The organism is Actinoplanes sp. NPDC000266, from assembly GCF_042899005.1.
Classification (GTDB): domain Bacteria; phylum Actinomycetota; class Actinomycetes; order Mycobacteriales; family Micromonosporaceae; genus Actinoplanes.
Window position 1 is genome coordinate 294,943 of sequence record NZ_JBIAZI010000006.1, and the last position, 24,791, is coordinate 319,733.

Here is a 24,791-nt window from a genome sequence, read left to right on the forward strand (position 1 = left end):
CGCCAGGGCCGGCGGACGGACCGGCCCTGGCGCGTTTCATTCCCGGCCTAGAAGGAGCCCTTCTTCACGTCGGCCAGGTTGACGCGGGTCACGACGAAGGTCGTCACGTTGTCGCCGGGACCGTTGGAAAGCTTCAGCGGAACGCCGGACTGAGCGTCGATGACCAGGGTCTGTCCCGCGCCGGGCAGGGCCGGCATGCCGACGGTCAGGTTCAGCACCTTCTTGCCGTCGAGGGTGCCGGGCGCGACCTTGACCTCGGGCATCTGACCCAGCAGCCGCAGCGCTCCGGCCCGCACGACCGGGTCGCCGGCGCCGGCGTGCAGCGCGTCGAGGACGTTGTTCCAGACGCGGTTGTCGGCGATGTTCGTCCGCATGCCCTCGCTCACCGCCTCGGGGATCTTCGTGCTCGTCGGGGCCGGGTGGATGTAGCCGGGGGCCTCGGTCGGCACGGGGGAACCCTTGGGCGCGCCGGCCACGATCATCCTCTTGCGGGCGGCGGTCAGGTCGCCGGTCGCCGCGGCCTTGGCCACCGCGACGTACTCGCGGTAGGAGTCGCCGCCGCGGATGTTGCCGGCCTTCACCTGGGCCGGCAGGCCGGCACGGGTCTTGGCGAAGTAGTAACCGCCCTTGTCGGCCCAGAGGTCCCAGACCTTGACCCGCTTGCCGTCGAACAGTTTCTGATCGCGCAGCACGAGCGTCGCGTCGCCCTCGGGGGCTTTGGCCGTGCTCAGGTAGCCGACCAGTTGGACCAGCGGCGCCTGCTGCGTGGACGCGGTGGACGCGCTGGTGGCCGGGGCGGCGAGCGTCGGCGCCGACGGCTGAGCGCCGCCGCCGGTCGTGGCCACCGCGACCGCGGCGATCGCGGCCACGGCGAAGCCGCCGGTGGCGGTCGCGCGCCAGGCCAGGCGGCGTCCGCGCAGCTGACGGCCACGGCTCTCGATCTTGTCCAGGTCGGGTGCGTACTCGCGGTCCCCCACGGCGGCCTTGAGGGACGTGCTCAGGCGCTGCTCGGTGTCGTACGACATGTCAGAGGTCTCCTCGGTTCAGGACGGACTTGAGCTTGATCAACGCCCGGCTCGTCTGGCTCTTGACCGTGCCCTGGCTGCACTTGAGGGCCTCGGCGGTCTCCCGCTCGCTCAGCCCCTCGAGAAACCGGAGGACGACGGTGGCCCGCTGCCGCATCGTCAGCGACTGGAGGGCCTGGAGCAGATCGGCCCGGGTGACGACGCCGTCGGAGAGGTCGGGCACGGTGATGTCCGGAACTTCGGACACGTCGACCCGGCGGTTCCGACGCCAGTGGCGCCGCGACTCGTTGATCAGGATGCGCCGCACGTACGCGGACGGGCTGTCGGCCTTCTGGACCTTGCGCCAGTGGCTGTAGGCCTTGGCCAGAGCCTCCTGAACGAGGTCGTCGGCCAGGTACCAGTCCCCGCACAGCAGATAGGCCGTGCGGTGCAGCGATGCGGCCATCCCCTGGACGAAAACCCGGAACTCCTGCTCCGTGCCGCTCGCCGTCCCGGCCGGTCGGTGCTTCATTACGGTCGTCACACGGGATAAGACACCGCTGACCCGTCCGTCGTTGTCAGAAAATCCGAACCTTTTTCACGCAATTATTGCGTTAACGAGTACTTCTTGGAGACGACCTCGACCGAGCTGAACCACGTGGTGATGTGGACGCGGACCTCGGGCGTGCCGGGGACCCGCGGCACGCGGGCCAGATGGAGCTGGCGTGAGGAGAAGACGGCGGCGCCGGTGAGGTCGACCTCGACGCCCTCGGGGACGATCAGCTTGAGCTCGCCGAAGGTGACGCTGCCGGAGATCTCGATGACCGCCTGGTCGGTGGCGATCTCGCGCAGGTCGAGCTCGGTCGAGCCGAACAGCGTGCGGATGGAGACCCCAGAGTCGCGCAGCCGCCACCGGCCGCGGCGCTTGTTCTCGCTGAAGATGGTGATGACCCGGTCGACCGTGCGCGACGAGCCGACGATCGGGGTGGTGGCGAGCCCCTCGGTGGCCCGGGTCAGCTCGCCGGCGTCCTCGGCGGCCCAGACGGCGCCGACCCGCACGCTGAACTCCTCCAGGGTGAGCCGCCCGTCGCCGCACGCGCGCTGCAACAGCTCGGCGGCGCGCTCACGCTCGGGCTCGGACGGCGGCACGCGCATCGGTGAGGTCACGGCCTGGATCTTAAGACTTGCGGGCCAGTACGCCGTAGATCGCTACGTCGGCGGCGTCGGGGCGGGGGTCGTCGCCGTCGCGGCGCCACTCACTGACCGCGACGAATCCCGGGTCGAGCACCTCCAGGCCGTCGACGATCAGCGCCAGGCCGGCGGCCGTACGCGGGTAGGCGTCGACCTGTCCGGCATCGATCATCGCCAGGTAGCGGGCCCGGCCCTCGGCGTCGGTGAAGTCGGTGGTGGCGTGGCTGAGCGCCAGGTAGCTCCCCGAGGGCAGGGCGTCCATCAGCGTGCGGACGATCTCGGCCGCCTCGGCGTCGTCCTTCACGAAATGCAGCACCGCGACCAGCATGAGCGCGACCGGCCGGCCGAGGTCGAGCACCTCGCCGACCGCCGGGTCGGCCAGGATCTTCTCGGGTGAGCGCAGGTCGGCCTCGAGATAGTGGGTGCGGCCCTCAGGGGTGCTGGTCAGCAGGGCGCGGGCGTGCGCGAGCACCATCGGGTCGTTGTCGACGTAGACGACCCGGCTCGACGGCGCCACGCGCTGGGCCACCTCGTGCGTGTTGTCGGCGGTGGGCAGGCCGGTGCCGATGTCGAGGAACTGCCGGATGCCGGCCTCACCGGCCAGGTGGGTGACGGCCCGCCGCAGGAAGCCGCGGTTTTCCCGGGCCGTGACGCGCACGCCGGGGAAGGCGGCGGCGATCATGTCGCCGGACTCCCGGTCGACGGCGAAGTTGTCCTTCCCGCCGAGCCAGTAGTTGTACCGCCGGGCGGAGTGGACGCGGGTGTCGTCGACCATGGACGACACCCTAATCCACATCAGACCTTGCGGAAATCGATTCCCATCAAACTCGCAGCCGCTTCGTAGGTGGACGCCCGGTGGCCCAGCGACAGCGACCAGTGGTGCCCGACCCCGGACGCGCTCCAGTCGTCGACCCACTCGCCGGGGTCGCGCCCGAAGTCGACCCGGCTGGTGGTGTTGCCGATGGCCAGCAGCGGCCCGTCGACCACGGTGCCCTCGCCGGCGATGAACGACAGCGAGCCGTCCCGGTCCTGGCCGAGCCCGAGCAGGGTGACCGGGCCGTGCCGTACGTCGAACTCGACGCTGACGCCCCAGCCGCGCTTGCCGTGATAGACGCCGAGGCCGCGCAGCAGCGGCTGCCGCGAGCTGACCGCGAGGTGGGCCGGCCCGTCGTGGCCCATCTCGACCACGTTGTCGGTGAAGTTCAGCGCCTGGATCTCGCAGAACGACCCGCCGGCCCCGGCGACCTGGGTGGCCAGCTGGGCCACGGTGGTCCTCAGCTCGTACTCACCGGTCGTGGGGATGCCCCGCGCGGTGAGAAGCGAGGCGCCCAGGATCATCCCGGCGCCGAGCCGCTCGTGCTGCTCGCCGTTGAGGCCGCGGTGGTAGTAGGCGAGGCTGTCCAGATCGAAGTCGTCGGCCAGGCGGTCGAGGCCGACCGAGACGCGGGCGCCCCAGGAGAAGTCGTCCTCGTTCACCGACTCGTCCAGCTCGAAGATCTTGCGGGCGAGCTCCTTGCGCTCGGCCACCTCGTCGTCGGTGACGGCCGCGACCCGCTCCCGCAGGTCGTCGAACTCGAGCACCTCGACGTGCGAGCCGAAGGTGGTCGGCAGCAGCGTCAGATCGGTCGAGACGTCGAGCATGCCGGGGTAGAGGTGGCCCATCAGGCCGTGGCGGGCGTTGCGCAGCGCGGCCCGGATGCGGGCCGCCTCGATCCAGCGGCCGATCCGCAGCCAGGCCGACTCCTGCCGCAGCCAGCCGGTGACCGACCGGAACGGGATGCCGGCCCGGCGGAACAGGTTGCCGACCTCGGGCACCGGGCACTGCCCGCAGTAGGCCAGCCAGGCGCCGGTGTCGAAGGTGGCGTGGTCCATCCGCTCGGTGGGCTGGAGGTCGATCACGAGGACCGGGGTGTTCGCCCGCTGCGCGATCGGCAGGACCATCGAGGAGGTCAGATAGGTGGTCAGGAACAGGACGATCAGGTCGCAGTCGGCGCGGCGCAGCTCGTCGGCCGCCCGGACGCCGTCGGTCGCGTCCGAGATGAAGCCGACGTCGGTGACCTCGGCGTCCATCTCCTGGAAGCGAGAGCTCACATATCGGGCCGACTCCTCCAGCTGCGGGAGGAGATTCGGAAATTGCGGCCAGTACGTACCCAGGCCGCCGGCCACGAGTCCGATGCGCACCTTGCGCCGGTTCTTCGGTTCGAGAAAGGTCATGCTGCCTCCCAGAGAATGACGTGCAAATGACGAGGGCCGTGCACCCCCTCGACCCGGTTGAGCTCGATGTCGCTGGTCGCCGAGGGCCCGCTGATCCAGGTCGATGGCCGCGTGGGGTCGAGGCGGGCGATGGCCTCGGGCACCGACGCGACGACCTGCTCGGGCCGCAATACGCAGATGTGCAGATCGGGCAGAAGGGTGAGGATCCGCCGCCCCTGATCGGGCGACGCGTCGAGAACGATGGTGCCGGTCTCGGCGATCGCCACGGCCGCCCCGGTCACCACGCCGTCGGCCGCCGCGATGGCCTCCTGCGCGAGGCCGACGTCGGCTCGTGCCGGCGCTTCCGGCGGCAGCCACTCCCTCGGCAGGCCCGGCGGCACGACCAGCGTGCCGGCGCCGATGATGTCGGCGACGATGGCCGCCACGTCGGCGCCGCGGTGGACCACGGCCTTGTAGTCGACGAGCCGATCGATGAGCACGTCAAGATCGGCCGGCGGGAACTCCCGGCGGTAGGACCGCGGGATCTCCGGCACCGGCGGGCCGTCCGCGAGCGCCGCCCGCACCCGCCCGAGGATCAGGTCTTTGCCGCTCATCGCCCTCGCCACCAGTCACGGAAGCTCTCCGTGGGCGGCGTCGGCAGATCGCGCGCGGCCGACCAGCCGTTCAACGGTGGCGGCAGACCACGTCCCCGCTTGCCGACGAGCTTGGAGAACTTCGCGGCCCGCTGCGCGCGGGTGTAGAGACGGGGACGGTCCATCGTGTACGCCGCGGCCGCCATCACCGCCCTCTCGGCCGCCGGGTGCGGCACCTTGTTCCGCAGGTGGACCAGGATCGACGGGATGTCGATCTTCACCGGGCAGGCGTCGAAGCAGGCGCCGCAGAGCGACGACGCGTACGGCAGCGAGGCGTTGTCCTCGACCCCGGTGAGCTGCGGCGACAGGATCGCACCGATCGGGCCGGGATAGACCGAGCCGTACGCGTGCCCGCCCGTCCGCTCGTAGACCGGGCACACGTTGAGGCAGGCCGAGCAGCGGATGCAGTGCAGCGCCGACCGGCCCACCTCGTCGGCCAGCACGGCCGAGCGCCCGTTGTCGAGCAGCACCAGGTGGAAACTCTGCGGCCCGTCGCCGGGCGTCACCCCGTGCCACATCGAGGTGTACGGGTTCATCCGCTCGCCGGTCGACGCGCGCGGCAGCAGTTGCAGGAAGACCTCGAGGTCCTGCCAGGTCGGCACGACCTTCTCGATGCCCATCACCGTGATCAGCGTGTCCGGCAGGGTCAGGCACATCCGGCCGTTCCCCTCGGATTCGACGACCGTGAGGGTGCCGGTCTCGGCCACGCCGAAGTTGGCGCCGGAGATCGCGACCTTCGTCGTCAGGAACGTCTCGCGCAGATAGCGGCGGGCCGCCGCGGCCAGCACCGGCGGATCGTCGGTGAGGGCCGGGTCGACGCCGGGCATCGCGCGCAGGAAGATCTCGCGGATCTCCGAGCGGTTGCGGTGGATGGCCGGCACCAGGATGTGGCTCGGCTTGTCGTCGCCGAGCTGCACGATCAGCTCGGCCAGGTCGGTCTCGACCGGGGTGATCCCGGCGTCCTCGAGGGCCTCGTTCAGCCCGATCTCCTGGGTCGCCATCGACTTGATCTTGATGACGCGCTGTTCACCGGTCGCCCGCACGAGATCGGTGACGATCCGGTTGGCCTCGGCCGCGTCCGCCGCCCAGTGCACCACCCCACCGGCCTCGGTGACCTTGGATTCCAGCTGTTCCAAGAGCCGGGGCAAATTCGCCATGGTGTACGTCTTGAGCGCCGACCCGGCCGAGCGAAGGTCCTGCCAGTCCTCCAGCTCGGCGATGACCCGGCCCGACTTGCCGCGGATGGTGGTCGTCGCATGCCGCAGATTCCGGCGCAACTGTGGGTTGGCCAGCGCCGTCCGGGCCGCCGCCGGAAACGGCTCGTCGCCGCGCAGATGTCCCACTCCGCGCGGCGCGTGCGCCACCGGCATACCGAGGAAAGTCGTCATGAGGCAGCCAGGATTTCCGCGAGGTGCACAGTTTTGACGCCCGCACGGAGGCGGGACAGGCCGCCGCCGATGTGCATGAGGCAGGACGTATCGCCGGCCGTGCAGACGTCGGCGCCCGTGCCGAGCACGTGCCGCATCTTGTCGGCCAGCATCGCCGTGGACGTGTCCGCGTTCTTCACCGCGAACGTGCCGCCGAACCCGCAGCACTGCTCGGCCGCCGGCAGCTCGACCAGGTCGAGCCCGCGCACCTGGCGCAGCAGCCGCAGCGGCCGGTCACCCACCCGCAGCATCCGCAGCGAATGGCAGGTCGGGTGATAGGTGACCCGGTGCGGGTAGTAGGCGCCCACGTCCTCGACCTTGAGCACGTCGACGAGCAGCTCGGACAGCTCGTACGTGCGGCTCGCGACCTCTTCCGCGCCGGCGGCCAGCCCGCGGTCGCCCGCGGCGTTCGCCACCATCTTGTGCTGGTGCCGGATCGAGCCCGTACAGCTTCCCGACGGCGCCACCACGACGTCGTAGGGCTCGAAGGTGCGCACGTAACGGCGTACGAGCGGCAGTGCCTCTTTTTGATAGCCGGTGTTGATGTGCATCTGGCCGCAGCAGGTCTGCGCCTCGGGGAAGACGACCTCGTGGCCCAGCCGCTCCAGCAGCAGGACGGTCGCCTTCGCCGCGGCCGGGAACATCGTGTCGGCCAGGCAGGTGGCGAACAACGCGATCCGCACGGGACCTCCTATCTGGGCTCGTACCGCACGATCCGCTGGGTGTCGCGCAGCACCGCGCGCAACGCCGTCAGGTCACCGTCGATCACGCCGGCCGCGCGGGCCTGCACCAGCAGGTTGCCCAGAGCGGTCGCCTCGACCGGACCGGCCAGCACGGGCAGTCCGCAGGCATCCGCGGTGAGCTGGCAGAGCAGCTCGTTGCGGGCGCCGCCGCCGACGATGTGCACCGCGTCGACGTGTCTGCCGGAAAGCTCCTGCGCCTGCTCGATCGCCCGTTTGTGGGCCAGGGCCAGACTGTCCACGATGCACCGGGTGAGCAGCGCCGGGCTCGCGTCCGACGGCAGCCCGGCCGCCTTGCTGAGCCGGCCCGCCATGTCGCCGGGCGGCAGGAAGACCGGATCGTCCAGGTCGACGACATGTGCGAACGGCTTCTCCCGCGACGCCGCCCGCAGCAGCTCGACGATGTCGGGCGAACCCCACTCGCGCATGCACTCCTGCAGCGGCCACAGGCCCATCACGTTGCGCAGATAGCGGATGGTGCCGTCGACGCCGCCCTCGTTGGTGAAGTTGGCCGCCCGCGACGCCGCGCTCAGCACCGGTTCGGTCAGCTCCAGGCCGACCAACGACCAGGTGCCGCAGGAGATGTACGCGAAGTTGTCGCCGGCCGCCGGGACACCCACGACCGCGGAGGCCGTGTCGTGCGATCCGACCGCCACCACCCGCGTACCCCCGAAATCGCCGATGACCGACCCGGGGTGACGGATCGCCGGGAAGAGCGAAGGCCGCAGGCCGAGATCGTCGATCAAGGGCGAGGACCATTCCCGCGTACGCACGTCGACCAGCTCCGTGGTCGACGCGTTCGTGTATTCGGCGCCGGTCTCACCGGTCAGCCAGTACGCGAGCAGGTCGGGGATGAGCAGGAACTGCTTCGCGGCCTCGTACTGCGGGGTGCCCCGCGCGGCCGCGAGCTGGTAGATCGTGTTGAACGGCAGCTTCTGAAGGCCGGTGATGTCGTAGAGCCGCTCGTCGGCGATCGTCGCCGCGATCCGCTCGGGCACGCCGTCGGTGCGGGCGTCCCGGTAGTGCACCGGGTTGCCCAGCAGCTCGCCGGTCGCGTCGAGGAAGCCGTAGTCGACCGCCCACGAGTCGATGCCGATGCTCTCGACCGGGCCGGCCTGCTTCAGGCCCTCCAGGACGCCGCGGTAGAGACCGAGGATGTCCCAGTAGAGAGTCTGATTTGTGCGGACCGGCTCATTGCGGAAGCGGTGGGCCTCGGTCAGCTTGATCTCGCTGGGGCCGACGCGGCCGACCATGACGCGCCCGCTGGACGCGCCGAGGTCGACCGCGGCGAAGCTTCCGGTCATCGCAGGAACGCTGCGGCCACGCCGGCGTCGACCGGGATGTGCAGGCCGGTCGTGTGGGTCAGGTCGCCGCCGGTCAGGACGAAGACCGCGTTGGCCACGTGCTCCGGCAGCACCTCACGCTTGAGCAGGGTGCGCTGCGCGTAGTACTCGCCCAGCTTCTCCTCGGGCACGCCGTAGACGGCGGCCCGCTTGGCGCCCCAGCCGCCGGCGAAGATGCCGGAGCCGCGGACGACGCCGTCGGGGTTGATGCCGTTGACCCGGACGCCGTACGCGCCCAGTTCCGCCGCCAGGAGGCGTACCTGATGGGCCTGATCGGCCTTGGTGGCGCCGTAAGCGACATTGTTCGGACCGGCGAACAGCGAGTTCTTGCTGGAGATGTAGACGATGTCGCCGCCCATGCCCTGCGCGATGAGGACGCGCGCGGCCTCGCGGGAGACCAGGAACGAGCCCTTGGCCATCACGTCGTGCTGCAGGTCCCAGTCGGCCTCGGTGGTCTCCAGCAGCGGCTTCGAGATGCTCAGGCCGGCGTTGTTGACCACCAGGTCGACGCCGCCGAAGGCCAGCACGCTGTCACGCAGCGAGGCGGCGATCGCGTCGGCGCTGGTCACGTCGGCCGCGACGGCGATCGCGGCGTCGGTCCCGCCGATCTCGGCGGCCACGCCCTTCGCCGCCTCGAAGTCACGGTCGGCCACGACCACGACGGCGCCCTCGGCGGCCAGCCGCAGCGCGATGGCGCGGCCGATGCCCGAGCCACCACCGGTCACGTAGGCGATGCGGGTCGCCAGCGGCTTCGGCTTCGGCATGCGCTGAAGCTTGGCCTCCTCCAGCGCCCAGTACTCGATGCGGAACTTCTCCGACTCGTCGATCGGGGCGTACGCCGACACCGACTCGGCGCCGCGCATCACGTTGATCGCGTTGACGTAGAACTCGCCGGCGACGCGGGCGGTCTGCTTGTTGGCGCCGAACGAGAACATGCCGACGCCGGGGACGAGCACGATGGCCGGGTCGGCGCCGCGGATCGCGGGGCTCTCCGGGGTGGCGTGCCGGTCGTAGTAGGCCTGGTAGTCCTCGCGGTAGGCGGCGTGGAGCTCCTTGGCCCGGTTGATCACCTCGTCGAGCGGGGCGTCGGGCGCGGTGTCCAGGATGAGCGGCTTGACCTTCGTACGGAGGAAGTGGTCGGGGCACGAAGTGCCCTTCGCTCCGAGCTCCTCGAGGCGCTCGCTGTTGACGAAGTCGAGGACGACGTCGCTGTCGGTGTAGTGGCCGACCTGGGCGCGGTCGGTCGAGGCGAGGCCGCGCAGGTAGGGGAAGATCTCCGCCGCCCTCTGCCGCCGGGCTTCACCTTCCAGCGAATTGACCTTTTTGTCGCCGAACGGGTTCGGGCGGCCGTGTTCGGCCAGGTAGCGCTCGGCCGTCTTGATGATCTCGAGCGAGTTGGCCTCGCACTCGGCGCTGGTGGCGCCCCAGGCGGTGATGCCGTGCCCGCCCAGGATCACGCCGATCGCCTGCGGGTTGGCCTTCTGCACGGCGGCGATGTCGAGGCCGAGCTGGAAGCCGGGCCGGCGCCACGGCACCCACAGCACCTTGTCGCCGAAGATCTCCTTGGTCAGGGCCGGGCCGTCGGCGGCGGTGGCGATCGCGATGCCCGAATCGGGGTGCAGGTGGTCGACGTGCGGGACGTCGACCAGGCCGTGCATGGCGGTGTCGATCGACGGGGCGGCGCCGCCGCGGCCGTGCAGGCAGTAGTCGAACGCGGCGACCATCTCGTCCTCGCGCTCGACGCCCGGGTAGACCCCGGTGAGCGCGCGGAGGCGGTCGAGCCGCAGGACGGCCAGGCCCTTCTCGCTCAGCGTGCCGAGGTCGCCGCCGGAGCCCTTGACCCAGACCAGCTCGGTGGGCTCGCCGGTGACCGGGTCGGTCTCGCTACCCTTCGCCGAGGTGTTTCCCCCGGCGTAGTTGGTGTTGCGCGGGTCGGCGCCGAGCCGATTGCTGCGCTCCAGAAGCTCACGCACTGCGGGATTCGTCATGGTTTCCTTCATCGCGGATCGTGGCCGGGGGGCCGCGTGAAACGTTTCAGACGTTGCCGACACATTACGGGGCTGTAGCGACCTCGGTCAAGACGCACATCACACTTGAAACGTTGTGGGCGGCGCGTCACCCACGTACAAAGATCATCTTTTCGGACTTGTCCATCCCACTATTCGATCTCTCTGGCACCGATCGGACGACCCCGGTCCAGGCTGTCCACTCACGACACAACGATCTTCGGATGGATCTAGGCCGTTTAGTCCTTTGTTTAGTGCTCAACCAAACCGGGCCGTGTCAGTGTTGCCCTGAAAGCCCACCCGAGCACCGGATTCGACCCCCGGCCCGGCGCTCGCTCTAGGAGGACAGCACGTGGCGAACATCGAGACTTCCCTCAAAGAGGCCATGACGATCGAGGGCGCCATCGGCGTGGCCCTGGTCGACTACACCAGCGGCCTCACCCTGGGTGTCATGGGCGGCGGCCTGAACATGGACATGAACGTCGCCGCCGCCGGCAACACCGACGTGGTCCGGGCCAAGGTCCGCACGCTCGAGATGCTCGGCCTCGGCGACAGCATCGAGGACGTCCTGATCACGCTGGACTCGCAGTACCACCTGATCCGGCTGCTGCACGGCCGCGGCAACGAGGCGTTCTTCCTCTACCTCGCGCTGAACAAGAGCCGCGCCAACCTCGGCCTCGCGCGCCACCAGCTCCGCAAGATCGAAGCGGAACTCGACGTATGACGGCCCTCGAGGAGAGCGGCCTGAACGTCCGCAGCACCTCGCAGCTGGTCAGTGAGGCCGTCCGGCAGTTCCGGCAGCAGGTGCCGGAGTGCATCGCCAGCGGCCTGGTGGACATGTCGACCGGCATGCTGCTCGCCGTCGACACGCTCGACGACCACCCCAGCGAGGTGCTGGACCTGCTCGCCGCGGCCACGTTCGACCTGTTCCAGGGCCGCAACGTGACGATGATCGAGGACATCTGGAAGGCGCGCCGCGGCGTGCCCGAGGACGATCACCACTACTTCCAGGAGATCCTCGTCCACAGCGACAACCTCGTGCACGTGTTCCTGCGCAGCCCCGTCAGCCAGGACATCGTGGCCGTGGTGGTGTGCCGCCGCTCGGCGAACACCGGCATGCTGCTGGCCCAGGCCCAGATCGTCATGAAGCAGCTGGACGCCGGCCTCGCGGGATGACCGGGCCGACGGACCCGCCGCCGCTGGCGGACGCCCTGGGCATCCCCGGCGCCAGCGCGGTCTCGCTGCTCGATCCGGACGGCCCCCGCGTGCTGTGGTGGGCCGGCGGCGGCCCGCCGGACGAGCAGCAGGCGGCGACCGTGGTGACATTGGCCGCGGCCGCCGCCGGCATGGTCATGCTGGGCGAGACCGGCGACGAGCTCGGTGACGTCCTGCTGACCAGCAGCGACGCGTTCCATGTGGTGCGGCTGGTCGAGGACGACACCTCGCCGCTGGTCGCCCATCTGACGCTGCGCCGGTCCGGCGCCAACCTGGCGATGGCCCGGCGTGAGTTCGGGTCGCTCATCAAGGCGTACGCCGGAAAAGCCTCTCAGACGCGCGAGGCGGCCGCCCCCGCCCTCGCGTCCCCGGCCGCTCCCGCGATCGCCGCTCCTTCGGAGGTTGCCGCCTCCGATCCCGACCCGTCGCCGCCGCCGGGCGAACTGCCCCGGCGCAACCGCGTGGAGCCGCCCCCCGCGGACGACTCCCCCGACCTGTTCAGCCTCCTCGGCCAGCCCTACGCCGCGGACGACGACGTGCTCGACCGTGTGCTGAACGCCCTCCGCTCCCTCTGATCCGCTCCCCCTCCTGGAGAAAGCCGTGCAAACAGATCCGTACCAGGCCGTTCGCGGCGAGCTGGCCGCGCTCCGCCACCAGGTGACCGGCGTCCGTGGCTGCGTCATCGCCGGCGTCGACGGCCTGCTGATCCTGCACGACACGGTGTCCTCGACCGAGCCGCACGACATCGCCGCCCTCGCCGCCGGCGCGCACGGCATCAGCCGCACCTGCGGCGCCGCCCTCGGCCAGGGCACCTTCCAGGAGGTGACGATCCGCAACACCGGCGGCTATCTGTCGGTGTACGCGATCGGCGAGCTCGCCCTGCTGGCCGTGATCGGCGACAGCGGCCTGAACATCGCCCGCCTCCACCTGGAGGCCCGCCCGGTCACCGGCCGCCTGGCCCGGCTGCTCAACGTGCAGACCTCGCACCCCTTCGACTGAGCGAATCCTCATCCCCTCGGCCTTTTGGCCGATGAGCTCGGTCACTGAACCAGTCCAGTGGCCGAGGCGGTTCTTGCCATGATCAACCAGGCTGTGAGCCCGGTACGTTCATGGGGGATTCATGGTTACTCGTCGTTCGATGCTGCGCGGAGCTCTGCTCGCCGCGGGCGGTGCGGCCACGGCTTTCGCCGGGTCGGACCAGGTCAAGCACTGGCTGGGCTGGGACCGCCCACCACTGGGCGGCGGCTACGCCTCGGCCGCCGACGACCTGGGCGCTGTCTCCACCGGTGGCGTCCGGATCCACTACTTCAAGCCGACCACCGAGAAGCTGGTCGCGCTCACCTTCGACGACGGCCCGCTGCCGGACTACACACCGCGCTTCCTCGACGCGCTCGACGAGGCCCGCGTGCCGGCCACGTTCTTCCTGGTCGGCCGTCACCTGGAGGCCCACGCCGACCTGCTCCGCAACCGCCTGGACCGCCACGAGGTCGGCAACCACTCCTGGTCGCACGACGACCTGGCCACCCTCGACCTCAACGGTTGCCGCCGCGAGCTGGAACGCACCCACGACGCCATCAAGCGCCACACCGGCCGGACGCCCACCCTGCTCCGCCCGCCCTACGGCCACTTCGGCGGATCGACGGTGCTGGCCGCCGACGCCATGGGATACGACATCGTGCTGTGGTCGCACCAGATGCGCGAGCGCCGCTTCGCCGGCGACCCGAAGGCCCAGGCCGAGGACCTGATCGACGCCGTGCGCCCGGGCTCGATCATCCTGGCCCACGACGCCGGCACCAAGCGGCGCCTGGTGGCCCTGGACGCCCTGCCGGCCATGGTCGCCGGCCTGCGCGCCCGCGGCTACCGCTTCGTCACCGTCTCGGAGCTGCTGGGCAGTCAACCCTGACGATCGTCAGGGGGTGTGGCTTGCCGTTGGACCCGGGTTTCCGGCCGTCTTCGTTTCTACGGTCAGCCCATGAAACGAAAAGCACTCGTTGTCCTGGTGCCGGCGGCGGCGCTGGTCACCTGGCTCGCCCCGGGCGGGCTGGGCCGGGCCGAACCGGTGCACGTGACCGGCGGCGTCTCGGCGTCCGCGTATCGAGCGATCACCGGGGCGGTGGCGGACGCCCCACCGTGGCTCGGACCGGTGCTGGAGGTGGCGACCGAGGGCACCCTGGTGCTCCTCGGCCTGATGCTGGCCGGAATGGGATGGAGGGCGCTGCGACGCCGGGACGCCCGGGAGATCACCGGGGTCGTGCTGACCGTTCTCGGCACCGTGGTGGCATACGCCCTCAGTGAGGCGATCAAGCTGGTGGTGGACGAGGAACGACCGTGTCGCACCGTGGTGATCGCCGCCTGCCCGGAAAGCGGCGACTGGTCGTTCCCGAGCAACCACGCCACCCTGGCCGCCGGGCTGGCCGTCGGCCTGGCGATGCTGCGGCCGCGCTTGGCCGCGATCACCCTGCCCGTGGCCGTCGCCGCCGCGTTGCTGCGGGTGCTGGTGGGCGTCCACTATCCCCACGACGTCCTGGCCGGGGCGGTGCTCGGCGGCGCCATCGTGGCGGCGTCGTTACTGCTGCGCGATGCCCGATTCATGGGCGACCACCGCGGCCGCGGCCCGATTGTCCACACCCAACCTGGCCAGGATCGAGCTCACGTGCGCCTTGACCGTCCCCTCGACCACGTGCAGCCGCCGGGCTATCTGCCCGTTGGACAGTCCGCGGCCGAGGAAGGCCAGTACCTCCCGTTCCCGGGGACTGAGGGCATCGACCAGGTCACGGGCACTGGAGCGCCGCGCAGCCAGGGCGTCCGCGCCCGTAGCGGCGAGGTGCGCCACGACCCGGGCCGCCACTTTCGGTGACAGATAGGCGGCGCCGTCGGCCACCGCGCGTACGCCGATGATCAGTTCTTCGGGCTCGCCGGACTTGATCAGGAAGCCGGCGGCCCCGCCGCCGAGCGCCTGGAGGATGTAGTCGTCCTCCCCGAACGTCGTCAAGATGATCACGCGCGTGGCCGGCACGGCCCGGCGGAGCTCGGCCATCGCCTCGATGCCGTTCATGCCGGGCATCCGGATGTCGAGGACGGCCACCGTGGGCCGGTGCCGCCGCGCCAACTCGACGGCCTGGTGTCCGTCACCGGCCTCGCCGATCACCTCGATGTCGGCGGCGGTGGCGAGAACCGCGCGCAGCCCGGCCCGGATCATCGGCTCGTCGTCGGCGATCAGTACGCGGATCATCGGCGGCTCACGGGCTGACGGTGTCGCGGGACACCAGCACGCCGTCGCGGAAGCAGAGCCGGTAGACGTCTCCCGACCGGTCGTCGAAGCGGTCGGCCGTCATCGCGTAGTACTCGCACGTCAATCCGTCCCCGGTCGGCTCGGCGGTCAGCGGGCGGTAGCGGGTCTGCCGGCTCGGCAGGAGACGCTCCACCTCGGAGCGATCCTGCCCGACGCGCAGGCGGGCGTAGTCACCCGGATCGAGGACCGCCCGCGACGCGGACAGCGTCTCCCAGCCGGCCAGGGCCCCGCTCAGCACAGCACCGGTGACCAGCGGCACCATGACCGCGATGACCAGGGTCCGGCCGACACGCCGCCGGGCGTGACGATGCTCCCGCAGAGGCGTCCGGTCGATCTTCGGTGGTGGCCAGGGGGCGTGCGGGATCCTCGCGGTGACGGCGAAACCTCCGTCGTGCGGGCCGTGGTCGAAGGTGCCGCCGGCCAGCCGCACCCGTTCGGCCAGGCCGACCAGACCATGCCCGCCACCGCCGCCGCCGACCCGGGCCGGTGACGACGGCGGGCCGTTCTCCACCACGATCGTCGTCGCGGCCTCCGCATGCGTCACCGCGATGACCGCCGCCGCTCCGGGCGCGTGTCTGGCCACATTGGTGAGCGCTTCCTGCGCGACCCGGTGCACGGCCCGCTCGGCCATCGGCGGCATAGTGCCCGCCTCACCATCGACGCGCAGCTCAACCTCCAGCCCCGATGCGGACGCCCCGGCCACCAGCGCCGCGAGGCCAGGGGCTTCCATGGGTGCGCTGTCGGTCTCCTCGCGCAGGACGCCGATCACCTCGCCGAGACGCTCCACCGCGGCCCCGGCCCGGGCCCGCAGATCCGCGGCCATCCGGCGGTGGTCCTCTTCCAGGCCTGGCGCGAGTTTCAGCGCGCCCGCCGACAGCGCGATCAGGCTGAGGTCGTGGCCGAGAAGGTCGTGCATGTCCTGGGCGATCCGCGCCCGTTCGCGCAGCCGCGCCTGCTCGGCGACCAGCCGCTGCTCACGCTGCGCCTGCTCGGCCCGTTCCCAGCCGGCGCGGGCGAGATCCTGATATTGGCGCCAGAACCGTCCCGCGAACCAGGGCGTCATCGTGCCGGCGACGATCACGACCAGGAACCGGCTCGCCAGCGGCAGCCAGCCGGGCACAGCGGAGAACACCACGACACCGGCCGAGAGCACCGCCACCAGCCCGACCACCGTCGGACCGGTCCGCCCCGGCCGCCGCCCGGCCAGAAACGCGGTGACCACGGCCGGCAGCAGCCACCACGCGCTCACCATGCTCAGACCGGCGAACGCGACCGGGACGGACGACACCGCAACCTTGATCGCTGTGCGCTTCACCGAGGCGACGGTACGGGGCCGCGGCCACCGCTCGACACTGCCGAAAGTCAAATCAGCGTGGTCGGTCGACCGGAACCTTCCGGCCCGTAAGCCTCGTCCCACTTCGCCCAGAACCGTGCCCGAAGCTTGTGCCGGGCTGCTTCATCCAAGTCGACGACACCGAGGCGATCCGACAGATCGGTCAGCAATGCCTTGTCGATGTCCCGGGGAATCGACGGCTTGCCGGCAGTAAGCGCCGCGAGCTCCTCCGCGCTGGCGGATCTGCGGAAGGTCGTCAGGACTCCATTGACCACCGAGTCGATCTGTTCGGCCGACTCCGAGGTCAGGACCGGCGGTTCGCTGTCGAGGGACACCGGCCGAGCTCCTTGCGGTGCCACCTTCGTCACCGTCTGGTCGATGGTCTCCGGAAAGAGGATCTTGAGACCGTCGGCCGCACGAATCAGATGACGGCTGATGCCGTGCGGTTTGTCCTCAGCGTTGGGAACGGCAAGCAGGAAGACCTGCACGCCATGAACTTGGGCCTCTTCGACCGCCTCGGTCAGATCATCGTCCCCCGACACGAGGATGAAGACCTCCGCGACACCGTTACGGGCATGCGTTACAAGATCAAGGCCGATGCGCAGGTCGACGCCTTTCTGCTGACCTTCCACGCCGAACCGGCCGAGCCGCAACTTGACGTTGGACAGCTCTCCGATGAGCTGCTGCTGAAGGTCGGGTACGCCGTCTCGCGCGGAGTCGTACCAGTGGACTCGCAGAACCGGAAGCTCCGACAGCTTCTCGGCCTGATGGACGAGCCCGTCAATCAGCGACTCATAGTCGACCTGGATTCCGTTGCGCAGCGACGTACCCGTCACCCGGACCGCTGCCGCGCTGAGCAGGTAACCGACGTCCACATATAGGGAGCACCTAGGCCTCACGGTCACAGAATGCCACCAGATGCGGCGCGGTCAGACGGCGCGGGAGCGGGAGACCGTCGAGGCGCGGGCGACCAGCTCGGGGGTGAACTGGAGCTGGCTGTGCTTGTGGTCGGGGTTGGTGGCCTCGTCCAGCACCAACTGGGCCGCCGCGCGGCCCAGCTCCTGGCGCGGCTGGCGGACCGACGTGAGCGGCACCGCCGCCGCGGCGGCGAACTCGATGTCGTCGAAGCCGACGATGGCCAGGTCGTCCGGCACGCGCAGGCCGGCGCCGATGCTCTGCTGCAGCAGGCCCAGGGCCAGCAGGTCGTTCGCGCAGAAGGCGGCCGTCGGGCGGCGCCGCGCCGGCAACCCGGCCAGGCGCTCGCCGGCCGACCGTCCATCGGCGACGGTCATGGCGTCGGTCGGCAGGTAGATCAGGTCGTCCGGTGAGCGGCCGAGTGACGACCAGATCTCGCGGGCTCCCTGCAGACGCTCGCCGACCTGGCCCAGCGAGTCGGGGCCGCCGATGAACGCCACCCGTTCGTGACCCTGCTCGGCGAGGTGTTCGACCGCTATGCGGCCGCCGAGCACGTCGTCGACCGCCACCGAGCAGCAGTTGTCGACGCCGCGGACCCGGTCGACCACGACCAGGGGCACGCCCCGGCGGGACAGCTCGTCGAGGTGGGGCGCCGCCGGGTCGACCGGGGTGATCAGAATGCCCTGGACGCGCTGCTGGAGCAGGCGGTCGAGGTGCACCTCCTCGCGGGAGGCGCGGCTGTTGCTGTTGCAGATGAACAGCGACAGGTCGGCGTCCTCGGCGGCCAGCTCGATGCCCTGGGCCACGTCGTGGAAGAACGGGTTCGTGCCGTCGAGCATCACGTAGGCCAGGGTGCGGCTTGTGCCCGCACGCAACTGGCGGGCCGACTCGTTGCGAACGAAACCGAGCTCCGTCATGGCGCGCTCGACCCGTTCCCGGGTGCGGGCGCTGACCACTTCGGGGCGGTTCATCACGTTCGAGACCGTGCCCAGCGAGACGCCGGCGGCGGCGGCCACATCCTTGACGGATGGCGTCCTGCCGTTCAGCACCGCTACCTCCTAGACCTGCCGGTCAACCGGCGGTGAACGGAACCGGCTCACGGTACCGCGCCGGGGGTCCTGGCGGGGACAGCGAACGCCGTTGAAACGTTGAAGATGCATCTTACGGTACAGGTCGAACTCACAACGGCCGTGTTTCCGCAACGTTTCGATCGAATGCTTGACACGTGTGATCGGGGCCACCTACGTTCTCTACACGTTCTCTGAAACATTTCAAAGTCCGACGTGGAGGTGGCTGTGGCGGACTCTTCGGCCAAGCCCGATAACCGCGCCGGTGACCACGGGCCGGCCCGGCTCGAGGTCGCCGACGTCACGAAGTCGTTCGGCGCGGTCGCGGCCGTCCAGGGCGTCAGTTTCCCGCTCTTCCCGGGCGAGGCGCACGCTCTCGTCGGCGAGAACGGCGCCGGCAAGTCGACCATCGTCAAGATGCTCGCCGGTGTGCACCGGCCCGACACCGGCACGCTGCGGGTGGACGGGACCGACGTCGACTTCGCCGGCCCGGCCGACGCCAAGGCGGCCGGCATCGCCGTCATCTACCAGGAGCCCACGCTCTTCCCCGACCTCTCGGTCGCCGAGAACATCGCGATCGGCAACCAGCCGCTGACCAAACTGCGGCAGATCGACCGCAAGGCCATGACCGAGAACGCCGAGGCCCTGTTCCGCCGCCTCGGCGTGCACCTCGATCCGGGCCGCCCGGCGCGCGGCCTCTCGATCGCCGACCAGCAGCTGGTCGAGATCGCCAAGGCGCTGTCGGCCGAGGCCCGGGTGCTGATCATGGACGAGCCGACCGCGGCGCTGTCCGCGGTCGAGGTCGAGCGGCTCTTCTCGGTCGTGCGCTCGCTGCGCGACGAGGGCGCGGCCATCATGTTCATCTCGCACCGCTTCGAGGAGATCACCGCGCTCTGCGAGCGGGTGACGATCATGCGGGACGGCAAGCACGTCGCCACCGAGCTGGTGTCCGAGCTCAGCGTCGACGACATGATCCGCAAGATGGTCGGCCGCGACCTGAGCGCGCTCTTCCCCAAGCAGGACGTCGAGCCGGGCGAGGTGCTCCTCGAGGTCGACAAGCTCAGCCGCGAGGGCGTCTTCCGCGACATCACGTTCAACGTGCGGGAGGGCGAGATCGTCGCGCTGGCCGGCCTGGTCGGCGCCGGGCGCTCCGAGGTCATGCAGGCCGTGTTCGGCGTCGATCCGTACGACTCCGGGACCGTGCGCGTCCAGAACAAGAAGCTCAAGGGCGGTTCGCCGCGGGCCGCCATGTCGGCCGGCCTGGCCCTGGTCCCCGAGGACCGGCGCCAGCAGGGCCTGGTCATGGACCTGTCGATCGAGCGCAACGTGACGCTGCCCCGGGCCCGCAAGCTGGCCCGGCTGGGCCTGCTGTTCGGCGGCAGCGAGCGCCGGTCGGCGCTGACCTGGACCGAGAAGCTCCAGACCAAGCTGGGCAAGCTCAGCGACGCGGTCGGCACGCTCTCCGGCGGCAACCAGCAGAAGGTGGTGCTGGCCAAGTGGCTGGCCACCGGCCCGCGCCTGCTGATCGTCGACGAGCCCACCCGCGGCATCGACGTCGGCACCAAGGCCGAGGTCCACCGGCTGCTCTCCTCGCTGGCCTCCGACGGCATGGGCGTCGTCATGGTCTCGTCCGAACTGCCCGAGGTGCTGGGCATGGCCGACCGGGTCATCGTGCTCCGCGAGGGCAAGGTCGCGGCCGAGCTCACCCGGGCCGAGGCCACGGAGGAGTCAGTTATGTACGCCGCCATGGGACAGAAGGTTTCGGCATGACCACGTCTACGCTCGGCCCGCCCGCGCCCGGCCGGCGTTTCGCCGGTGGGCTGCTGAAGACCCGCGAGCTCGGCATCGTGCTCGCCCTCGTGGTGCTGATCGGCTACACCGCGATCGACAACCCGCGCTTCCTCTCCGGCCAGAGCATCCGCGACAACCTGCTCAACACGGCGATCCTCGCGGTGATGGCGGCCGGGCAGGCCGTCGTCGTCATCACCCGCAACATCGACCTGAGCGTCGGCTCGGTGCTCGGCATCAGCGCGTTCACCGTGGCCACCATGATGAGCGACAACCCGGGCCTGCCGATGATCGTCGCGATCGTCGTCGGCATCGCCGTGGGCGCGGTCGCCGGCCTGGTCAACGGCGTGCTGGTGCGCTACGGCAAGGTGCCCGCCCTGGTGGTCACCCTCGGCACGATGTACATCTTCCGCGGCCTGGTCTACTCGTGGGCCGGCGGCGACCAGGTCACCGCCGACGAGCTGCCGGGCAGCTTCCTCGACTTCTCCAACGACAACATCCTGGGCATCCCCTGGCTGGTCCTGATCGCCCTGGTGGTGGTCGGCGGCGTCTCGCTGATGATGCGCAACTACCGCATCGGCCGCGAGATGTACGCGATCGGCTCCAGCCCCGACGCCGCCGAGCTGGCCGGCATCAAGGTCGCCCGCAACCTGATCGTCGCCTTCATCCTCAGCGGCGCCGCCGCCGGGCTGGCCGGCGTGCTGTTCGCCGCCCGGTTCGGCACGATCGACGCCTCGGCCGGCAACGGCTACGAGCTGAACGTGGTGGCCGCGGTCGTGGTCGGCGGCGTGGCCGTCTTCGGCGGCAGCGGCACGGTCTGGGGCGCCGGCCTCGGCGCCCTGCTGCTGACCGTGATCAGCAGCGCCCTGGCCGTCCTGGACATCAACCAGTTCTGGCAGCAGGCGATCGTCGGCTCCCTGATCATCCTGGCCATCTGCGCCGACCGGCTGGTCGCGGTCCGGATCGCCCGTTCTCTCCGTAAGCGAGACGCTCATGTCTGAAGTGAAGAAGAGGCTGACCAGCTGGGACAGCATCATCATCCTGCTGACCATCGTGGTGCTGTTCGTCGCGTCGGCCGTCGTGGACAACTTCGGCACCAGCCGCAACTTCACCTTCATGGTCCTCGACCTGCTGCCGATCATCCTGATCGCGCTGCCGATGACAATGATCATCGTGACCGGCGAGATCGACCTGTCGGTGGCCAGCACGCTCGGCTTCACCAGCGCGCTGATGGGCTGGTTCTGGAACAACGGCCTGTCGATCGAGATGATCATCCCGCTCTGCATCGTGATCGGCGCGATCTGCGGCGTGCTCAACGGATTTCTGATCACGGTGCTCGGCCTGCCCTCGCTGGCGGTCACGATCGGCACGCTCGCGCTCTTCCGCGGCCTCGCCTTCGTGGTGCTCGGTGACGGCGCGGTGGCCGACTTCCCGTTCAGCTACACCGACTGGGTCACCGGAACGATCGGGTCATCACCCGTACCCAATGTCCTGATTCTGATCGTGATCCTGGCTCTGATCTTCGGGATCGTGCAGCACGCCACCCCGGTCGGCCGCGCGCTCTACGCGATCGGCGCCAACGACAAGGCCGCGCATTTCTCCGGCATCCGGGTGGCCAGGACCAAATTCTGGCTGTACGTCGTCAGCGGCGCCGTGGCCGGACTGGTCGGCGTGCTGTGGACCCTCCGCTACTCCAGCGCCCGGGCCGACAACGGCTCGGGCCTCGAACTCGCCGTCGTCGCGGCCGTCCTCCTGGGCGGTGTGTCGATCTTCGGCGGAAAGGGCAGCCTGCCCGGCGTACTGGCCGGTGTCGTGCTGCTGGCCGCGCTGCAGAACGCGCTGCGCCTGGAGGACGTCTCCGGGCAGGCGCTCAACATCGTCACGGGCGCCCTGCTCGTGCTCTCCGTCCTGCTTCCCAACATCGCCACCGCCGTCCGCGGCAACTGGCACCGCCGGCGCCTGCGGCAAGCCGCAGCCCGATAACCCTCGGACCTGAAAAGAATGGAGTACGCCGTGCTTCGTCGCTCCCCCCGCACACTACTTTCCGTCACTTCTGCCGCACTCCTGGTCGTGGGCCTGAGCGCCTGCGGTGGCACCACCAAGGACAGCACCGACAACAGCGGCTCGGGTTCGCAGGCCTCCGCGGCCGCCGACCCGAACGCCGCCACCAAGGAGGGCCTGAAGATCGCCTTCCTGCCGAAGCAGCTGAACAACCCGTACTCCGATGTGGAGGTCGGCGGCGGCAAGGTGGCGGTCGGCGAGGTCAAGGGCGAGTACAAGCTGGTCGGCCCGAACGACGCGTCCGCCTCGTCGCAGGTGTCGTACATCAACACCCTGATCCAGCAGCAGCAGGACGTCATCGTGGTCGCCGCCAACGACCCGAACGCGGTCTGCCCGTCGCTCAACCAGGCCCGCGCCGCGAAGATCAAGGTCGTCACGTTCGACTCGGACGCCTCCAAGGACTGCCGCGACGCCTTCATCAACCAGGCCACCACGCAGGGCATCGGCGAGTCGCTGGCCAAGATGGCGCTCGAGCAGGCCGGCGGCGAGGGTGAGATCGCGGTCCTCTCGGCCACCCCGAACGCCACGAACCAGAACGCCTGGATCGAGGTCATGAAGACCGAGCTGGCCAAGCCCGAGTACTCGAAGCTGAAGCTGGTCAAGGTCGCGTACGGCAACGACGACGACCAGAAGTCGTTCCAGGAGGCCCAGGGCCTGCTGCAGTCGTACCCGAACCTGAAGGCGATCGTCGCCCCGACCACCGTCGGCATCGCCGCCGCCGCGCGCTACATCGGCTCGTCGTCGTACAAGGGCAAGGTGGCCGTCACCGGCCTGGGCCTTCCCAACCAGATGCGTGAGTACGTCAAGAACGGCACCGTGAAGAAGTTCGCGCTGTGGAACCCGGCCGACATCGGCTACCTCGCCGCCTACGCGGGCGCGGCCCTGGCCTCCGGCCAGATCACCGGCGCCGAGGGCGAGAAGTTCAAGGCCGGCAAGCTCGGCGAGTACACGATCGGCAAGGACGGCGAGATCGTCCTCGGCCCGCCGACCGAGTTCACCGCCGACAACATCGACCAGTTCAACTTCTAGAGACATGCGCTACTGCTTCAACCTCCAGGTCCGCCCCGAGCGGATGGCGGAGTACGTGGAGCGGCACCAGGCCGTGTGGTCCGAGATGCAGGCAGCACTTCGGGCCACCGGCTGGCGCAACTACTCCTTGTTCCTCCGAGACGACGGCCTCCTGATCGGCTACGTCGAGGCCGACGATCTCGAGGCGTCCCAGGCGGCCATGGCGGCCCTGGACGTCAACACCCGGTGGCAGGCGGAGATGGCCCCCTTCTTCGCCGGCACCTCACCCACCGACGGATTCCCGTTGCTGACCGAGGTGTTCCACCTTTCCGATGAGCCTTTGGAGGCTACCCATGACTGATCTCTCCGCAGTCAAGCGCGCGCTCGCGGCGCAGCGCATCGAGACCCCGTCGTGGGCCTTCGGCAACTCCGGCACCCGTTTCAAGGTCTTCGCTCAGGAGGGCGTGCCGCGCACCCCCGAGGAGAAGATCGCCGACGCGGCCGTCGTGCACCGCTTCACCGGCGTCGCGCCGACCGTCGCCCTGCACATCCCGTGGGACAAGGTCGACGACTACAAGGCCCTCGGCGAGTACGCCAAGTCGGAGGGCGTCGCGATCGGCGCCATCAACACCAACGTCTTCCAGGACAACGACTACAAGCTCGGCTCGGTCACCAACCCCGACGCCGGCATCCGGCGCAAGGCCACCGATCACCTGCTCGAGGCGATCGACATCATGGACCAGACCGGGTCGCGCGACCTGAAGCTCTGGTTCTCCGACGGCATCAACTACCCGGGTCAGGACGACCTGCGCCTGCGCCAGGACCGGCTGAGCGCCGCCCTCAAGGAGGCGTACGACCGGCTCGGCGACGACCAGCGCTTCCTGCTCGAGTACAAGCTGTTCGAGCCGGCCTTCTACGCCACCGACATCCCGGACTGGGGCACCTCGTACGCGCACTGCGTCGAGCTCGGCGAGAAGGCCACCGTCTGCATCGACACCGGCCACCACGCCCCCGGCACGAACATCGAGTTCATCGTGGCGTTCCTGCTGCGGCAGAAGAAGCTCGGCGCGTTCGACTTCAACAGCCGGTTCTACGCCGACGACGACCTGATGGCCGGCGCCGCCGACCCGTTCCAGCTTTTCCGGATCATGTACGAGATCGTCCGGGGCGGCGCGCTGGACCCGGCGTACGGCATCAACTTCATGCTCGATCAGTGCCACAACATCGAGGCGAAGATCCCGGCGATCATCCGCTCGGTGCTCAACATCCAGGAGGCCACCGCCAAGGCCCTGCTGGTCGACCGCGACGCCCTGTTCAAGGCGCAGGCCGAGGGCGACGTGCTCGAGGCGAACGCGGTGCTGATGGACGCGTACAACACCGACGTCCGCCCGCTGCTGGCCGAGGTCCGCGCGGACGCCGGCCTCGACCCCGACCCGGTGCGCGCCTACAAGGCCAGCGGCTACCAGGAGAAGATCGTCGCCGAGCGCGTGGGCGGCGAGCAGGCCGGCTGGGGCGCCTGACGTGAGAAAAGCCCGCCGGGTTCCTCAACCCGGCG

25 protein-coding genes and 1 pseudogene are annotated in these 24,791 nt (G+C 70.0%); 12 read left to right on the forward strand and 14 right to left on the reverse strand.

The genetic code is table 11. The annotated features are described in order from the left end of the window. Window positions 1-47: 47 nt before the first annotated feature. The 10 genes from ACFY36_RS25620 to ACFY36_RS25665 form a co-directional block, all read right to left on the reverse strand. Window positions 48-1,025, reverse strand: coding sequence for a hypothetical protein (locus tag ACFY36_RS25620; RefSeq protein ID WP_499748466.1), 978 nt, complete (start codon window positions 1,023-1,025; stop codon window positions 48-50). A gap of 1 nt (window position 1,026) precedes the next feature. Continuing rightward, a complete protein-coding gene (locus tag ACFY36_RS25625; RefSeq protein ID WP_499748467.1) occupies window positions 1,027-1,548 on the reverse strand; it encodes a SigE family RNA polymerase sigma factor in 522 nt (173 codons plus the stop codon). Between the two features lie 62 nt (window positions 1,549-1,610). Further along, window positions 1,611-2,171 carry a DUF1707 SHOCT-like domain-containing protein gene (locus ACFY36_RS25630; RefSeq protein WP_499748468.1) on the reverse strand — a complete coding sequence of 187 codons (561 nt, stop codon included), beginning with the start codon at window positions 2,169-2,171 and terminating at the stop codon, window positions 1,611-1,613. A gap of 10 nt (window positions 2,172-2,181) precedes the next feature. Continuing rightward, entirely contained in the window at window positions 2,182-2,970 is a 789-nt protein-coding gene (locus ACFY36_RS25635) for an SAM-dependent methyltransferase (RefSeq protein ID WP_499748469.1), read from the reverse strand. 20 nt (window positions 2,971-2,990) lie between these two features. Continuing rightward, window positions 2,991-4,409 carry an arabinose isomerase gene (locus ACFY36_RS25640; protein ID WP_499748470.1) on the reverse strand — a complete coding sequence of 473 codons (1,419 nt, stop codon included), beginning with the start codon at window positions 4,407-4,409 and terminating at the stop codon, window positions 2,991-2,993. Further along, on the reverse strand, window positions 4,406-5,002 hold the full coding sequence (locus ACFY36_RS25645; protein WP_499748471.1) for a LutC/YkgG family protein: 597 nt from the start codon (window positions 5,000-5,002) through the stop codon (window positions 4,406-4,408). Before ACFY36_RS25645 ends, ACFY36_RS25640 begins: the two co-directional genes overlap by 4 nt. Beyond that, entirely contained in the window at window positions 4,999-6,429 is a 1,431-nt protein-coding gene (locus ACFY36_RS25650; protein WP_499748472.1) for a lactate utilization protein B, read from the reverse strand. The genes ACFY36_RS25645 and ACFY36_RS25650 overlap by 4 nt, the downstream gene beginning before the upstream one ends. Beyond that, window positions 6,426-7,151 (reverse strand): (Fe-S)-binding protein, encoded by a 726-nt coding sequence (locus ACFY36_RS25655; protein ID WP_499748473.1) that lies wholly within the window; start codon window positions 7,149-7,151, stop codon window positions 6,426-6,428. Before ACFY36_RS25655 ends, ACFY36_RS25650 begins: the two co-directional genes overlap by 4 nt. Window positions 7,152-7,159: 8 nt before the next feature. Then, window positions 7,160-8,512, reverse strand: a complete 1,353-nt coding sequence (locus ACFY36_RS25660) for a rhamnulokinase (protein ID WP_499748474.1) — start codon at window positions 8,510-8,512, stop codon at window positions 7,160-7,162. Further along, entirely contained in the window at window positions 8,509-10,539 is a 2,031-nt protein-coding gene (locus ACFY36_RS25665; protein ID WP_499748475.1) for a bifunctional aldolase/short-chain dehydrogenase, read from the reverse strand. The genes ACFY36_RS25660 and ACFY36_RS25665 overlap by 4 nt, the downstream gene beginning before the upstream one ends. 370 nt (window positions 10,540-10,909) lie before the next feature. Between ACFY36_RS25665 and ACFY36_RS25670 the strand changes: the two genes are divergently transcribed. The 6 genes and pseudogenes from ACFY36_RS25670 to ACFY36_RS25695 all read left to right on the forward strand — a co-directional run. Further along, window positions 10,910-11,281, forward strand: coding sequence for a hypothetical protein (locus ACFY36_RS25670; protein WP_097326555.1), 372 nt, complete (start codon window positions 10,910-10,912; stop codon window positions 11,279-11,281). Beyond that, window positions 11,278-11,733 carry a hypothetical protein gene (locus tag ACFY36_RS25675; RefSeq protein WP_499748476.1) on the forward strand — a complete coding sequence of 152 codons (456 nt, stop codon included), beginning with the start codon at window positions 11,278-11,280 and terminating at the stop codon, window positions 11,731-11,733. Before ACFY36_RS25670 ends, ACFY36_RS25675 begins: the two co-directional genes overlap by 4 nt. Next, the gene (locus tag ACFY36_RS25680) at window positions 11,730-12,347 is read left to right on the forward strand and encodes a hypothetical protein (protein ID WP_499748477.1); all 618 of its coding nucleotides are present in this window, start codon (window positions 11,730-11,732) and stop codon (window positions 12,345-12,347) included. The genes ACFY36_RS25675 and ACFY36_RS25680 overlap by 4 nt, the downstream gene beginning before the upstream one ends. A 25-nt stretch (window positions 12,348-12,372) precedes the next feature. Next, window positions 12,373-12,771, forward strand: coding sequence for a roadblock/LC7 domain-containing protein (locus ACFY36_RS25685; protein ID WP_499748478.1), 399 nt, complete (start codon window positions 12,373-12,375; stop codon window positions 12,769-12,771). Window positions 12,772-12,892: 121 nt separating this feature from the next. Beyond that, window positions 12,893-13,675: a polysaccharide deacetylase family protein gene (locus tag ACFY36_RS25690; RefSeq protein ID WP_499748479.1), complete on the forward strand. Its 783-nt coding sequence runs from the start codon at window positions 12,893-12,895 to the stop codon at window positions 13,673-13,675. 297 nt (window positions 13,676-13,972) lie between these two features. Next, window positions 13,973-14,296: pseudogene (locus ACFY36_RS25695) on the forward strand (phosphatase PAP2 family protein); the annotation flags it as partial. A 42-nt stretch (window positions 14,297-14,338) separates the two neighbouring features. Here the strand turns inward: ACFY36_RS25695 and ACFY36_RS25700 are convergent. Genes ACFY36_RS25700 through ACFY36_RS25715 form a run of 4 tightly spaced genes read right to left on the reverse strand, consistent with a single transcriptional unit; the run spans window position 14,339 to window position 18,361 of the window. Then, entirely contained in the window at window positions 14,339-15,004 is a 666-nt protein-coding gene (locus tag ACFY36_RS25700) for a response regulator (RefSeq protein ID WP_499748480.1), read from the reverse strand. Window positions 15,005-15,011: 7 nt separating this feature from the next. Beyond that, window positions 15,012-16,379, reverse strand: a complete 1,368-nt coding sequence (locus ACFY36_RS25705; RefSeq protein ID WP_499748481.1) for a sensor histidine kinase — start codon at window positions 16,377-16,379, stop codon at window positions 15,012-15,014. A 47-nt stretch (window positions 16,380-16,426) separates the two neighbouring features. Beyond that, window positions 16,427-17,272, reverse strand: a complete 846-nt coding sequence (locus ACFY36_RS25710; protein WP_499748482.1) for an NYN domain-containing protein — start codon at window positions 17,270-17,272, stop codon at window positions 16,427-16,429. A 54-nt stretch (window positions 17,273-17,326) separates the two neighbouring features. Beyond that, a complete protein-coding gene (locus ACFY36_RS25715; protein ID WP_499748483.1) occupies window positions 17,327-18,361 on the reverse strand; it encodes a LacI family DNA-binding transcriptional regulator in 1,035 nt (344 codons plus the stop codon). A gap of 246 nt (window positions 18,362-18,607) precedes the next feature. Between ACFY36_RS25715 and ACFY36_RS25720 the strand changes: the two genes are divergently transcribed. From ACFY36_RS25720 to rhaI, 6 genes are read left to right on the forward strand one after another with little or no spacing between them, the layout of a single operon-like run. Beyond that, window positions 18,608-20,149, forward strand: a complete 1,542-nt coding sequence (locus ACFY36_RS25720; protein WP_499748484.1) for a sugar ABC transporter ATP-binding protein — start codon at window positions 18,608-18,610, stop codon at window positions 20,147-20,149. After that, window positions 20,146-21,168 carry an ABC transporter permease gene (locus ACFY36_RS25725; RefSeq protein ID WP_499748485.1) on the forward strand — a complete coding sequence of 341 codons (1,023 nt, stop codon included), beginning with the start codon at window positions 20,146-20,148 and terminating at the stop codon, window positions 21,166-21,168. Before ACFY36_RS25720 ends, ACFY36_RS25725 begins: the two co-directional genes overlap by 4 nt. Next, window positions 21,161-22,150, forward strand: a complete 990-nt coding sequence (locus tag ACFY36_RS25730; RefSeq protein ID WP_499748486.1) for an ABC transporter permease — start codon at window positions 21,161-21,163, stop codon at window positions 22,148-22,150. Before ACFY36_RS25725 ends, ACFY36_RS25730 begins: the two co-directional genes overlap by 8 nt. A 30-nt stretch (window positions 22,151-22,180) precedes the next feature. Then, window positions 22,181-23,257 carry a rhamnose ABC transporter substrate-binding protein gene (gene rhaS / locus ACFY36_RS25735; protein WP_499748487.1) on the forward strand — a complete coding sequence of 359 codons (1,077 nt, stop codon included), beginning with the start codon at window positions 22,181-22,183 and terminating at the stop codon, window positions 23,255-23,257. Between the two features lie 4 nt (window positions 23,258-23,261). Next, on the forward strand, window positions 23,262-23,597 hold the full coding sequence (locus tag ACFY36_RS25740) for an L-rhamnose mutarotase (protein WP_499748488.1): 336 nt from the start codon (window positions 23,262-23,264) through the stop codon (window positions 23,595-23,597). Continuing rightward, entirely contained in the window at window positions 23,590-24,756 is a 1,167-nt protein-coding gene (rhaI, locus tag ACFY36_RS25745; RefSeq protein WP_499748489.1) for an L-rhamnose isomerase, read from the forward strand. The genes ACFY36_RS25740 and rhaI overlap by 8 nt, the downstream gene beginning before the upstream one ends. Window positions 24,757-24,791 lie beyond the last annotated feature (35 nt).